We start from the raw sequence: 12,183 nt of genomic DNA, 5'->3' as shown, positions 1-12,183 counted from the left end.
AGGGTGCGCAGCACGTGCGCCCCGGGCCGGGGAGCGTCGGCGCCCGGGAGCCGGCGCGGTCGGACCCCGGTGGCCACGATGACGGCCTCGCAGCGCACCCGTCCGCCGTCGGAGAGCCGGACGGTCCGCTCCCGGCGGTCCAGCCGCTCGGCCCGGACCCCGAGGCGCAGGTCGAGCCGGAGCTCCTCCAGCGCCTCGGGGCCGCGCAGGGCCAGGCGGTCGGGCTGCCACTCCCCGCCGAGCAGGTGCTTGGACAGCGGCGGCCGGTCGTACGGCGGTTCGGGCTCGGCCCCGATCAGGGTGAGGCGGCCGTCGTAGCCGGCCCGGCGCAGCGCCTCGGCGGCGTGCAGCCCGGCCGCGCCGGCGCCGACCACGGCCACGTCCCGCAGTGCGGTCACGCCTGGTCCAGGGTGATGGCCGAGGCTGGGCAGACCGCGGCGGCGTCCCGGACGGCCTGGTGGAGTTCGGCGGGCGGTCGGGCGTCGAGCAGGACGACGATGCCGTCCTCGTCGCGCTGGTCGAAGACGTCGGGGGCGGCGAGCACGCAGTGCCCGGCGCCGCAGCACTTCTCCTGGTCGATCCGGACGAGCATGGTCTTCCTTTCGGAACGGGCGCCCCGGCGGTGTGGACTCCGGTGCGGGGCAGGTGGGTTGGTGTGGTTCCGGGGGCTCCCGGGGGAGCCCGGGTCACCAGGCGATCGGCAGCTCGTGGACGCCGTAGATGAGCATCTCGCCGCGGAAGCGGACCTCCTCGAACGGTACGGTCAGGCGCAGTCCGGGCAGTCTGCGCAGGATGGTGGCCAGCGCGATCTGCAACTCCAGCCGGGCGAGCGGCTGTCCCAGGCACTGGTGGGCGCCGAAGCCGAAGGCCAGGTGGCGGCGGGCGTCGCGGGTCAGGTCGAGCTCGTCGCCGTCGGGGAACTCCCGATCGTCCCGGTTGGCGGTGTTGACCATGCAGATGACGCCCTCGCCCGCCGCGATCCGCACGTCGCCCAGGTCGACGTCCTCGGCGGCGACCCGGGTCACGCCGGAGTGCACGATGGTCAGGTAGCGCAGCAGCTCCTCGACCGCGCCGGGCACGGACTCGGGGTGCTCGCGCAGGTGGGCGAGCTGGTCGGGGTTGCGCAGCAGGGCGAGCACGGAGAGCGCGGTCATGTTCGCCGTGGTCTCGTGTCCGGCGATCAGCAGCAGCCGGCCCATGTCGCCGATCTGCTGGGTGCTCAGCTCGCCGCGCTCCACCAGGCGGCTGAGGATGCCGTCGTCGGGGTGGGTGCGCTTGGTCTCGGTGAGCCCGATCAGGTAGTCGACCAGCTTGGCCTGGGCGTCGGCGACGTCCTCGGCGGCGGAGTCGCGGCGCAGCAGGACGCGGCTGCACTCCTGGAAGAAGTCGTGGTCCTGGTAGGGGACGCCGAGCAGCAGGCAGATGACCAGGGACGGCAGCGGCAGGGCGAACTCGTGGACGAGGTCGGCGCCGGAGCGTCCGTCGGTCATGCGGTCCAGCAGGTCGTCGGCGATCCGCTGGATCTCCGGGCGCAGCGCCTCGACCTTCTTGATCATGAACTCGCCGGTCAGCATCCGGCGGAAGTGGGTGTGCTCCGGGGCGTCCATCCGGATGATGGTCGGCCGCCCGGTGTTCAGCTGCCGGGCGCCCGCGCTGATGAACGGGTAGCCGGGCCGGGTGGAGTCGGAGCTGAACCGGGCGTCGGAGAGGACGGCCTTGACGTCCTCGTGGCGGGTGACCAGCCAGCTGGTGGAGCCGTCCCACAGGGTGACGCGGCTGACCGGCTCCTCCTGTCGGGCCTGCTCGTACGCGGGCGGCGGGGCGAACGGGCAGGTGCCGCGGGCGGCGGGGTGGGTGAAACGGGGGGTCTTCTCGGCGGTGGCCATCGGTGGATCCCCTTCCGGGAGTCGAGCCGTGGGCACCTAGTTACGTGCCCAAAGCAACTAACTGAAAGTCACGCTAACTCGCGTTCCGTGGTGGCGAAAGGGCGGATCGGGTGACGGCCGAAACTGTCCGAAACCCGGCGCCGGCTCCCCGTCCCGGCCGCCGCCCGGACCGGATCGCTACAGTTCCCCCATGTCGGACGAAGAAGACGCCGAAGACGACCGGACCACCGCCTGCCGGCCGCAGGGCCCGAACGGCCTGGACGGCCTGGAGGACGTCCTGGCCACCCTGGCCTACCTGCTGACACGGTCACAGGAGCACGAGCGCCGCACCGCCAAGGCCGGCATCACCGCCGCCCGCTCGGACGTCTACCTGCTGCGCGCGCTCGCCGAGCGCGCGGAGGCCAGCCGGGTGAGCGACCTGGCCGACCGCCTGATGGTCAAGCCCTCCCACGTCACCCGCCAGATCGACCGCCTCCAGGGCCAGCAGCTGGTGGAACGCAGCCAGGACACGCAGGACCGGCGGGCCCGCCAGGTGGCCATCACCCGCGGCGGACGGGAAGTGCTGGACCGCCTGAAACAGGCCAACATCATCGGGCTCGCCGACGCGCTGGACGGCATCCCCGAGGCGGACGTCGTCACCACCGCCACCGTGCTGCGCCACCTCATCGACCGGTACGTGCACCGGGTGCGCGCCACGGGGGCCGACGACGACCCGCTCCCGGACCGGACGGACGGCGCCGCCGGCGCACCGGCTCCGGCCACGGGGCCCAGAACGGCCGCGTACCAAGGCGGTTGAGCCGGGGGAGCGCCCGGGTACGTCCTCCGGCATGTCGGACGAGAAGAACCGCGCCGTGGCCGAGGCGATCCTCCCGCTGGTCGGCGGCGCCGCCAACATCCGCTCGGTCGCCCACTGCATGACCCGGCTGCGGCTGGGCCTGGCGGACCGCGCCCTGGTCGACACCGAGGCGCTCCGGGCGCTGCCGGAGGTCCTGGGCACGGTCGAGGACGACACCTACCAGATCGTGCTCGGGCCCGCCGCCGTCGCCGGGGTCACCGAGCGGCTGCGCCGGCTCCTGGAGCCCCCCGGCCCGGCGGCCGCCCCCACCGCCGAGGACCTCGCCGGGCGCGGCGAGCGCATCCGGGCCCAGGGCCGGGTGCGCAACGCGACCCCGGTGAAGCTGGCGCTGTGCCGGATCGCGAACATCTTCGTCCCGCTGATCCCCGCCCTGATCGGCTGCGGGATCGTCGCCGGCCTCTCCGGGGCGCTCGCCAACCTCGGCTGGGCACCGGCGCTGGTCACCGCCCTGGGCCCGGTCTCCTCCGGGTTCATGTCCCTGATCGCGGTCTTCGTCGGCTACAACACGGCGAAGGAGTTCGGCGGCACGCCCGTGCTCGGCGGCGCGGTGGCCAGCGTGATCGTCTACGCCGGGGTCGCCAAGGTGGAGGCCTTCGGCCACCACCTCACGCCCGGCCAGGGCGGCGTGGTCGGCGCGCTCGGCGCCGCACTGCTGGCCGTCCACCTGGAGCGCTGGACCCGCCGGCTGGTGCCCGCAGCCCTGGACGTCCTGGTCACCCCCACCGTCACCGTCCTGCTCGGCGGGCTCGCCGCGCTGTTCGGCCTGATGTACCTCGCCGGGGAGGTCTCCACCGCCATCGGCCACGCCGCCACCTGGCTGCTCGCCCACGGCGGCCTGCTCGCCGGACTCGTGCTCGGCGGCCTCTTCCTGCCGCTGGTGATGCTCGGCCTGCACCAGGCGCTGATCCCGATCCACACCACCCTGATCCAGCAGCAGGGCTCCACCGTCCTGCTGCCGATCCTCGCCATGGCCGGCGCCGGACAGGTCGGCTGCGCGGTGGCGGTCTACCTGCGGCTGCGCCACAACGCCTCGATCCGGGCCACCATCAGGTCCGCGCTCCCGGCCGGCCTGCTCGGCGTCGGCGAGCCCCTGGTCTACGGCGTCACCCTTCCGCTGGGGCGCCCCTTCGTCACCGCCTGCGTCGGCGGCGCGGCCGGCGGCGCCTTCATCGGGGTGGCCGGACAGCTCGGCGACGCCGTCGGCTCCACCGCCATCGGCCCCTCCGGCTGGGCCCTCTTCCCGCTCCTGGCCGGCCCGCACGGGCTCCTCGCGAGCGCCGCCGTCTACGGCGGCGGGCTGCTGACCGGCTACCTCGCGGGCTTCCTCGCCACCTGGTTCTTCGGCTTCACCCGCGAGACCCTCGCCGAGTACAACGCCGTTGCCCCGGAGAAGGGTTCGGAGTAGCCGCCGGGTCGCCGCCGAAGCGGATCGGCGGCGGTCCGGCGGTCAGGTGGCCAGGAAGCGCTCCCGGTGGACCTGTTCGGCCGGCACCCCTGCCGAAGCGGCGGTGCGCAGCACGGCGTCGACCAGGGGCGGCGGGCCGCAGACGTACAGGTCCGGTGCGGCGCCGCCGAGTTCGGGCAGCGCGGCGGCGAGCAGGTCGGCCGGGGTGCCGGTCGGGCCGGACCAGTCGGGGCTGGGCCAGCGGACGCAGACCTCGTACCGGAAGCCGGGCAACTCGGCGGCTACGGCGGCGAGTTCGTCCAGTCCGAAGACGTCCCGCGGCTCGTTGACGCCGAGGAACAGCCGGGCGGGTTGCGGATCCTGCCACTCGGCCATCCGGCGGGCCATCGCCAGCAGCGGGGCCAGGCCGGTGCCGCCGGCCAGGAACCAGCGCGGCCGCAGGCCGGTCTCGTGCAGGCCGAAGGCGCCCTGGGGGCCGTGCACGGTGAGCCGGTCGTCCGGGCGAGCCCGGTCGGCGAGGTAGGAGGAGAAGTGCCCGCCCTCCCGCAGTCGGACGTAGAACTCCAGCCGGCCCTCCCAGTTGCCGGTGTTGGCGGGGGAGTAGGCGCGCTTCACCTCGCTGCCGGGTGTCTGGAGCTCCATGAACTGCCCCGGGTCGAACTGGCAGTCCGGGTCGTCGAGGCGCAGCTCCAGCCGCACGGTGTCCGGGGTGACCGGGTCCACCGCCGTGACGGTGGCCGCGCGGACCGGGACGGCGCCGTGCAGGACGCGGGCCTGCTCGTACGGCAGGGCGGCGGTCAGCGGACCGCGCGGGAAGGTGCGGCAGAGCAGCACCTCGCCGTGCTCGCGCCCGTCCGGCGGGAGGGCCTGGTCGCTGTGCGGCCCGAGGTCGTACGGTCCGTCGGTGACGGAGGCGTGGCAGGAACCGCAGGTGCCCCGGCGGCAGGAGGCGGGCAGGGCGGCGCCGGCCTCCGCCGCGGCCTCCAGGACGCTGCGGCCGGGGGCGCAGTCGAACTCCAGCCGGCCGCCGTCGCTGGTGGTGAGGGGGACGGGGTGGGCGTGCCCCGCGCTCACGACGCCGTCCGTTCGAGCGCGGCGGCCAGGTCGGCCGCCGGGTCGCCGGTAACCCGCAGGCCGAACCGCTTCACCAGTTCCTCGACCAGGGCGGGGGTCAGGAAGCCGGGCAGCGAGGGGCCGAGGTGGATGTCGCGGATGCCCAGCGCGAGCAGGGTGAGCAGCACCGCGACGGCCTTCTGCTCGGTCCAGGACAGCGCCAGGGTGAGCGGCAGGTCGTTGATGTCGCACTCGAAGGCGTCGGCGAGCGCGGTGGCGATCCGGATGGCGGAGTAGGTGTCGTTGCACTGGCCGAGGTCGAGCAGCCGGGGCAGGCCCGCGATCTCGCCGAAGTCGTGCCGGTTGAAGCGGTACTTGGCGCAGCCGAGGGTGAGCACCACGCTGTCGCGGGGCGCGCCGAGGGCGAGGTCGGTGTAGTAGTCGCGGCCGGGGGTGGGGCCGTCGCAGCCGCCGATCAGGAAGAAGTGCCGGATGTCGCCCTGCCGCACCGCGTGGACGATCTGGTCGGCGACCGCGAGCACGGCGTCCCGGCCGAAGCCGACAGTGACGGCCTCCTCCTCGGCGGCGGTCTCCGGGAACCCGGGCAGGGCGTGGGCGGCCTGGATCAGCGGGCGGAAGTCGTGGTCGGCGAGGTGCCGGACGCCGGGCCAGCCGACCGGTCCGGCGGTGAAGATCCGGCGGCGGTAGGCGGCGTGCGGCTCGATGACGCAGTTGGAGGTCATCAGGACCGGGCCGGGGAAGGCGGCGAAGTCCCGCTGCTGGTCCTGCCAGGCGCCGCCGTAGTTGCCGGCCAGGTGCGGGTGGGCCTTGAGCAGCGGGTAGGCGTGGGCGGGGAGCATCTCGCCGTGGGTGTAGACGTTGATGCCCTGGCCCCTGGTCTGTACCAGGAGGGCCTCCAGGTCCCGCAGGTCGTGGCCGCTGACCAGGACGGCCTTTCCGGCGACCGGGGTGGTGCGGACGGCGGTGGGCCGCTGGGGCCCGTAGGTGCCGGTGTTGGCGGCGTCGAGCAGTTCGATCGCCGCGAGGTTGAGCCGGCCGAGGCCGACGGCGCGCTCCAGCAGCTCGGCGGGGTCGGTCGGCTCGCCGGCCAGGTAGGCGAGGGCGTCCTCGACGCCGCCGAGCACCTCGGCGCTGCGGCGGCCGAGCACGTCGGCGTGGTGGGCGTAGGCGCAGATGCCCTTGAGCGCGTAGAGGTGGAGCGAGCGGAGCCCGACCACCTCGGGCCCGACCAGGGGGAGCCCGATGTCCACCCGGACGCCCGAGGCCTGGCCGACCAGGGCGCCGGGGTCCGCGGCCGGGGCCCAGGCGGCCGGGCCGGTGAGCGTCTCCGGCTGCTGCCCGGCGGCGCGCGCGGCCCGCTCGTACCGGTCCCTGGTCCGGTTCCGGACGCCGACGGCCAGCTGGATCAGGGCGGCGAAGCGGGTGGGGTTGAAGTTGACGTTGGTGAGCGTGGTGAAGAGCGCGTACAGGACGAAGGCCGCCGCCTCGTCATCAGGGTCGCCGAGGGCGCGCGCCTTGGCGGCGTACTGGGAGATGCCCTTGACCGCGTGGATCAGCAGGTCCTGGAGGTCCGAGGTGGGGGAGTCCTTGCCGCAGTTGCCGATCGGACCGGCGCAGCCGGGGGTGGCGCCGGTGCGGTCGGTCTGTTCGCACTGGTAGCAGAACATGCGGGTCCTCCGGGGACTCGTGGTGTCGTTCGGTGGCGGCGGGCGGACGGGGCCTCGACGAGTCCAGGATGGGGCCGCCGTTGACGGCGCGTCAGGGCCGGAGGGCCCCAATCCGGGGTCGGGAGACCCAGTCGCCCCGGCGTCCGCCGCGTCCGATCGGGTGTACGTGTCGCGGCGTTCAGACGAAACGGCTGGCGGGTCGCCGCTGCTCGGGGCTCCGACGAGAACACTCCGAGGGCTGTTGTTCGGTTCATATGAGGAAAGGACTGTGGTGAAGCCCAGTCAGAATCAGGCGACCGCCGTCGGCTGGAGACGAAGGCTCGGCAGGGTGATGGGATCCGCCCTGGCCCTGACGCTCGTCCCCTTCGGCATGTCGCTCATCGCACCGTCGGCCGCCCAGGCGGCCGGCCTGCCGGGCGGCCTGGGGCCCTGCCTGGGCGCGGACTGTCCGGCGACGTTCCCCCCGGTCAACAACGGCCCCTTCGCGGGCCGCGACGCCGGGGTGAACGTCTTCGTCGGCGGCGACTTCAACGTCCGGGGCTCGGCCGCCGAGGCCGAGGGGCACGTGGTGACCCTCGGCAACTTCGACATGAGCAAGGCCGCCGGGGTCAGCTCCGTGTACAACATCGGCATCGTCGGCGTCGGCTCGCGCGTCCCCCCGCCGAACGGCGCGGACTTCCTCACCGCCGGCGGCAACGTCACCGTGGCCCCGGGGCAGTCGCTCCTGGCCGAGGGCGGCGTCGTCCGCTACGCGGGCGCCACCACGGGAACCGTCACCGGCACGAAGGTCCACGACCCGCAGGCCGTGGCCGCCTACGCGCCGCTGCGCGGCGAGCTGCAGACGGCCAGCGCGTGCTACGCCGGGACCGGCACCCCCCGCCCGGCCACCGGAACCGCCGTCAACCAGGGGTACCAGACCCTGTTCACCGGCGACGGCACCTCCGCCCTCCAGGTCTTCAACGTCGACTTCGACATCGTCGGCCGCGGCGGCGGGACCCAGGGGGTCACCTTCGCCGGCATCCCCGCGAACGCGACCGTCCTGGTCAACCTCGTCGGCGACGCCCGCACCATCAACACCTACAGCGGCAGCCTCGCGGACACCGACCCGTGGAACCAGCTGCGCGAGCGCCTGCTGTGGAACTTCCCCACCGCGACGACCGTCACCCTGACCGGCTCGGGGCAGTTCCAGGGCAGCGTGCTGGTCGGCAACCCGGCCAGCACCGCCACGATGAACCTGCCCGGCCTGAACGGACGGTTCTTCACCACCGGCTCGCTGCTGCACAACTCCGGTCTGGGCATGACCGGGACCGAGTTCCACGCCTACCCCTTCAACGGCGACCTCCCGGAGTGCGGCAACCCGCCGGCCCCCACCGCCTCGACCAGCGTGACCAAGGTCGACTCGGCCACCGGGCAGACCCTGGCGGGCGCCACCTTCCAGCTGTGGAAGGAGAGCAACGGCGTCGCCGGCCTGCAGACCACGGGCACCACCCCGGACACCAAGGTCGGCGCCCCCTGCACCACCGGGCGCAACGGTGTCTGCTCCACGGCCGACCTCCCGCTGGGCACCTACTACTGGGAGGAGACGGCGCCGCCGCCCGGGTACGACCTGCCCCAGCCGCCGGTGACGACCGTGGTCCTCGGCACGAACGGGCAGACCGTCCCGGTCACCGTCCAGGACACCACGAGCCCGGTCGTCGAGACCGGGTCCACCAGTGTGACCAAGGTCGACTCCGCCACCGCGCGGCCGCTGGCGGGGGCGACCTTCCAGCTGTGGCACGAGACCAACGGTGTTCCGGGGCTGCAGACCACGGGCGCCAATCCCGACACCGCGGTCGGCTCCCCGTGCGTCACGCCCGCGTCGGGCGTCTGCTCGGCGTCCGGACTCCCGCTGGGTACCTACTACTGGCAGGAGACGGCGGCGCCGCCCGGGTACGACCTGCCCGGGCTCAACGTGACCACGGTCGTGCTGAACACCAACGGGCAGAGCGCCCCGGTCACCGTCGCCGACACCCCGGCCGCCGCTCCGACCGCCTCGACGAGCGTGACCAAGACCGACTCCGACAGCGGGCAGCCCTTGGCGGGGGCGACCTTCCAGTTGTGGCGTGAGACCAACGGCGTCGCCGGTCTGCAGACGTCCGGGGCGACCCCGGACACGGCGGTCGGCTCCCCGTGCGTGACCCCGGCGTCCGGTGTCTGCTCGGCGTCGGGCCTCCCGCTGGACACGTACTACTGGCAGGAGGTCTCGGCGCCCGACGGGTACGACCTGCCCGACCTCAACGTGAACACCGTGGTGCTGGACGCGAACGGGAAGAACGTCATGGTCACCGTCGCCGACGCCAAGACCATCGCTCCCACCGGGTCCACCTCCGTCACCAAGACCGACGCGGCCACCGGACAGCCGCTGGCGGGTGCGACCTTCCAGCTGTGGCACGAGACCAACGGCGTGGCCGGTCTGCAGACCACGGGGGCCAACCCCGACACGGCGGTCGGCTCCCCGTGCGTCACGCCCGCGTCGGGCGTCTGCTCGGCGTCCGGCCTCCCACTGGGTACGTACTACTGGCAGGAGACGGTGCCGCCGCCCGGGTACGACCTGCCGCAGTCCCCGGTGACGACCGTCGTCCTCGACACCAACGGGCAGGACATCCAGCTCCCCGTCCAGGACACCCACTCGACCGCCCCCACCGGGTCCACCTCCGTCAAGAAGACCGACGCCGCGACCGGACAGCCCCTGGCGGGCGCCACCTTCCAGCTCTGGCACGAGACCAACGGCGTTCCGGGGCTGCAGGCCACCGGCCCGAATCCGGACACGGCGGTGGGCTCCCCGTGCGTCACGCCCGCGTCGGGCGTCTGCTCGGCGTCCGGCCTCCCACTGGGTACGTACTACTGGCAGGAGACGGTGCCGCCGCCCGGGTACGACCTGCCCCAGTCCCCGGTGACGACCGTCGTCATCGACCTGGGCCGGCCGAACGTCCAGGTCCCCGTCCAGGACACGCAGACGCCGACCGCCCCGAGCGGGTCCACCTCCGTCAGGAAGGTCGACGCCGACAGCGGGCAGCCGCTGGCGGGCGCCGTCTTCCAGCTGTGGCGGGAGAGCAACGGCGTGGCCGGTCTGCAGACCACGGGGGACAACCCCGACACCGCCGTCGGCCCGCCGTGCACGACCCCCGCGTCGGGCGTCTGCTCGGCGGACCACCTCCCGTTGGGCACCTACTACTGGCAGGAGGTCTCCCCGCCCGAGGGCTACAACCTGTCGCGGCCCTCGGTGACCAGGGTCGAGCTGACCGGGGACCACGCGTGCGTGACGGTCACGGTCGAGGACAGCAAGTGTCCGCCGCCGCCGTGCCCGCCCACCCCCTGCCCGCCGGGCGACGAGTGGAGCCCGTACGTGCGCTTCACGCCCGTGCCGGGCTTCCTCTGGGGCGCGAACGCCTGACCGCATGACCGGCCCGTGCCCGCCGAAGCCTCCGCGCTTCGGCGGGCACGGGCCCGCCCGGACGGCGCCCCGGACGGCCCTGGGCCCTACGATGGCGCCATGAGCGGGAGCCTTCAGGTGTCAGGTGCGCACCATGCGCAGGAGCGACGGGACGACGAGCGGCTGGAGGCCGCGGCCGGCATCCTGGCGCTGCTCGCGGACCGCACCCGGCTCGCGCTGCTCCAGCGGCTGAGCGCCGGCGAGGCCGACGTGACCACGCTCACCGAGGCGGCCGGAGCCCCCCGGACGTCGGTCAGCCAGCACCTCGGCAAGCTCCGGCTGGCGGGCCTGGTCACCACCCGCAAGGACGGCCGCCGCGTCGTGTACGCGCTGCGCCACGGCCATCTGCGCCGGCTGGTCGACGAGGCGCTGAGCGTCGCCGACCACCAGATCGGCGAGCTCCCGCCGCACGACTGAGCGGATCCGTACCGGCCCGTGCCCTCCGGGGTGCGGGCCGCTTTCCCGGCGCCGCCTTCCCCTCGCCGCCTTCCGGGCCGCTTTTCCGGTCAACATGTGCACATGCGTGCACATGTTGACCTATCCTGGACGTGTCGTCCTACCGCGTCCAGTCCGAGCGGGGTCCTCATGCTCTCCGTGCTGCGCAACCGCACCTATCTGCACCTGTTCGCCGCCCAGATCGTCGCCCTGGTGGGCACCGGACTCGCCACCGTCGCGCTCGGCCTCCTCGCCTACGACCTCGCCGGGGCGGGCGCCGGATCCGTGCTCGGCACCGCGCTGGCGATCAAGATGCTCGCGTACGTCGGCATCGCCCCGGTGGTCACCGCGCTGGCCCACCGCATCCCGCGCCGGCGGCTGATGGCCGCCTCCGACCTCACCCGGGCCGCCGTCGCCCTCACCCTGCCCTTCGTCACCGAGGTGTGGCAGGTCTACGTCCTGATCTTCGTCCTGCAGTCCGCCTCGGCGGCCTTCACCCCGGCCTTCCAGTCGGTGATCCCGGAGGTGCTGCCCGAGGAGCGCGAGTACACCCGCGCCCTGTCGCTGTCCCGGCTCGCCTACGACACCGAGAGCCTGGTCAGCCCGGTACTGGCGGGCGCCCTGCTCGCGCTGATCAGCTACAACTGGCTGTTCTGGGGAACCGCCGCCGGGTTCCTCGCCTCCGCGGCCCTGGTGCTCTCGGCCGTGCTGCCCAAGCCGCTGCGGCCGGAGCCGCTTCGGTCGGTGCAGGAGGGGACCGGCGACGGCGTCCTCGCCAGGTCCGTCCGCGGCACCCGGCTGTTCCTCGCCGTGCCCCGGCTGCGGGCGATGCTCGCCCTGGACCTCGCGGCGGCCGCCGCCAGCGCCATGGTGATCGTCAACACCGTCGTCTACGTCCGCGGCCAGCTCGGCCGCCCCGCCACCGACGTCCCGATCGCGCTCGGCGCCTACGGGGCCGGGTCGATGGCCGTGGCGCTGCTGCTGCCCCGGGTGCTGGACCGGGTGCCGGACCGGATCGTCATGCTCCCGGCGGCCTTCGGCATCGTCGGGCTCTTCGCCCTGCTCGCCGTGCTCACGGCCGCCGGGCCGGGCGCCTGGCGCTGGCCCGTCCTGCTCGCCGTCTGGGCCGTCCTCGGCGCGGCCGGCTCGCTGATCCTCACCCCCACCGGCCGCGTCCTGCGCGACTCGGTGGCCGCCGAGGACCTGCCCGCCGTCTTCTCCGCCCAGTTCTCCCTCTCGCACGGCTGCTGGCTGCTCACCTACCCCCTGGCCGGCTGGCTCGGTGCCACCCTGGGCCTCACCGCGGCCGCCGTCGCCCTCGGTGCCGTCGCCCTCGCCTCCGGCCTGCTGGCCGCCCGCGCCTGGCGCGGGGTGCCGGGGGCGGCGGC

10 protein-coding genes are annotated in these 12,183 nt (G+C 74.2%); 5 read left to right on the top strand and 5 right to left on the bottom strand.

Annotation, left to right across the window (positions count from 1 at the left end; translation table 11 throughout):
* From AE652_RS22635 to AE652_RS22625, 3 genes are all read right to left on the bottom strand, one after another.
* On the bottom strand, window positions 1-389 hold a 389-nt coding region (locus AE652_RS22635), incomplete at its 3' end, for an FAD-dependent oxidoreductase (RefSeq protein WP_159028523.1).
* A 5-nt stretch (window positions 390-394) separates the two neighbouring features.
* Window positions 395-592, bottom strand: coding sequence for a ferredoxin (locus tag AE652_RS22630; RefSeq protein ID WP_049654383.1), 198 nt, complete (start codon window positions 590-592; stop codon window positions 395-397).
* Between the two features lie 94 nt (window positions 593-686).
* Window positions 687-1,886 (bottom strand): cytochrome P450, encoded by a 1,200-nt coding sequence (locus tag AE652_RS22625; RefSeq protein WP_049654381.1) that lies wholly within the window; start codon window positions 1,884-1,886, stop codon window positions 687-689.
* 190 nt (window positions 1,887-2,076) lie between these two features.
* On the opposite strand from AE652_RS22625, the gene AE652_RS22620 reads away from it, so the two are divergent.
* The gene (locus AE652_RS22620) at window positions 2,077-2,682 is read left to right on the top strand and encodes a MarR family winged helix-turn-helix transcriptional regulator (RefSeq protein ID WP_063780231.1); all 606 of its coding nucleotides are present in this window, start codon (window positions 2,077-2,079) and stop codon (window positions 2,680-2,682) included.
* A 31-nt stretch (window positions 2,683-2,713) separates the two neighbouring features.
* Window positions 2,714-4,147: a PTS transporter subunit EIIC gene (locus AE652_RS22615; RefSeq protein ID WP_049654379.1), complete on the top strand. Its 1,434-nt coding sequence runs from the start codon at window positions 2,714-2,716 to the stop codon at window positions 4,145-4,147.
* Window positions 4,148-4,189: 42 nt separating this feature from the next.
* Here the strand turns inward: AE652_RS22615 and AE652_RS22610 are convergent, their stop codons facing one another.
* Both AE652_RS22610 and hcp read right to left on the bottom strand, forming a co-directional pair.
* Window positions 4,190-5,221, bottom strand: coding sequence for a 2Fe-2S iron-sulfur cluster binding domain-containing protein (locus tag AE652_RS22610; RefSeq protein ID WP_049654378.1), 1,032 nt, complete (start codon window positions 5,219-5,221; stop codon window positions 4,190-4,192).
* The gene (gene hcp, locus AE652_RS22605; RefSeq protein WP_049654376.1) at window positions 5,218-6,888 is read right to left on the bottom strand and encodes a hydroxylamine reductase; all 1,671 of its coding nucleotides are present in this window, start codon (window positions 6,886-6,888) and stop codon (window positions 5,218-5,220) included. Before hcp ends, AE652_RS22610 begins: the two co-directional genes overlap by 4 nt.
* Before the next feature lie 331 nt (window positions 6,889-7,219).
* Here hcp and AE652_RS48400 point away from each other — a divergent pair, with 331 nt between their 5' ends.
* From AE652_RS48400 to AE652_RS22590, 3 genes are all read left to right on the top strand, one after another.
* Window positions 7,220-10,321 (top strand): SpaA isopeptide-forming pilin-related protein, encoded by a 3,102-nt coding sequence (locus tag AE652_RS48400; RefSeq protein WP_053112192.1) that lies wholly within the window; start codon window positions 7,220-7,222, stop codon window positions 10,319-10,321.
* A gap of 99 nt (window positions 10,322-10,420) precedes the next feature.
* On the top strand, window positions 10,421-10,777 hold the full coding sequence (locus AE652_RS22595) for a metalloregulator ArsR/SmtB family transcription factor (RefSeq protein ID WP_049654374.1): 357 nt from the start codon (window positions 10,421-10,423) through the stop codon (window positions 10,775-10,777).
* Between the two features lie 168 nt (window positions 10,778-10,945).
* Window positions 10,946-12,183 (top strand): MFS transporter (locus AE652_RS22590; RefSeq protein ID WP_049654373.1); only part of this gene is annotated, 1,238 nt, incomplete at its 3' end.

Origin of the sequence: Kitasatospora sp. MY 5-36, from assembly GCF_001182915.1 — a bacterium.
Taxonomy (GTDB): Bacteria; Actinomycetota; Actinomycetes; order Streptomycetales; family Streptomycetaceae; genus Kitasatospora.
This window is presented reverse-complemented; position numbering and strand designations above follow the sequence as displayed.

What these genes read in the sequence shown, in the direction of transcription:
- AE652_RS22630 (WP_049654383.1), bottom strand. Translation starts at nt 592, where the DNA reads ATGCTCGTCCGGATCGACCAGGAGAAGTGCTGCGGCGCCGGGCACTGC.
- AE652_RS22625 (WP_049654381.1), bottom strand. Translation starts at nt 1,886, where the DNA reads ATGGCCACCGCCGAGAAGACCCCCCGTTTCACCCACCCCGCCGCCCGC.
- AE652_RS22620 (WP_063780231.1), top strand. Translation starts at nt 2,077, where the DNA reads ATGTCGGACGAAGAAGACGCCGAAGACGACCGGACCACCGCCTGCCGG.
- AE652_RS22615 (WP_049654379.1), top strand. Translation starts at nt 2,714, where the DNA reads ATGTCGGACGAGAAGAACCGCGCCGTGGCCGAGGCGATCCTCCCGCTG.
- hcp (WP_049654376.1), bottom strand. Translation starts at nt 6,888, where the DNA reads ATGTTCTGCTACCAGTGCGAACAGACCGACCGCACCGGCGCCACCCCC.
- AE652_RS48400 (WP_053112192.1), top strand. Translation starts at nt 7,220, where the DNA reads ATGGGATCCGCCCTGGCCCTGACGCTCGTCCCCTTCGGCATGTCGCTC.
- AE652_RS22595 (WP_049654374.1), top strand. Translation starts at nt 10,421, where the DNA reads ATGAGCGGGAGCCTTCAGGTGTCAGGTGCGCACCATGCGCAGGAGCGA.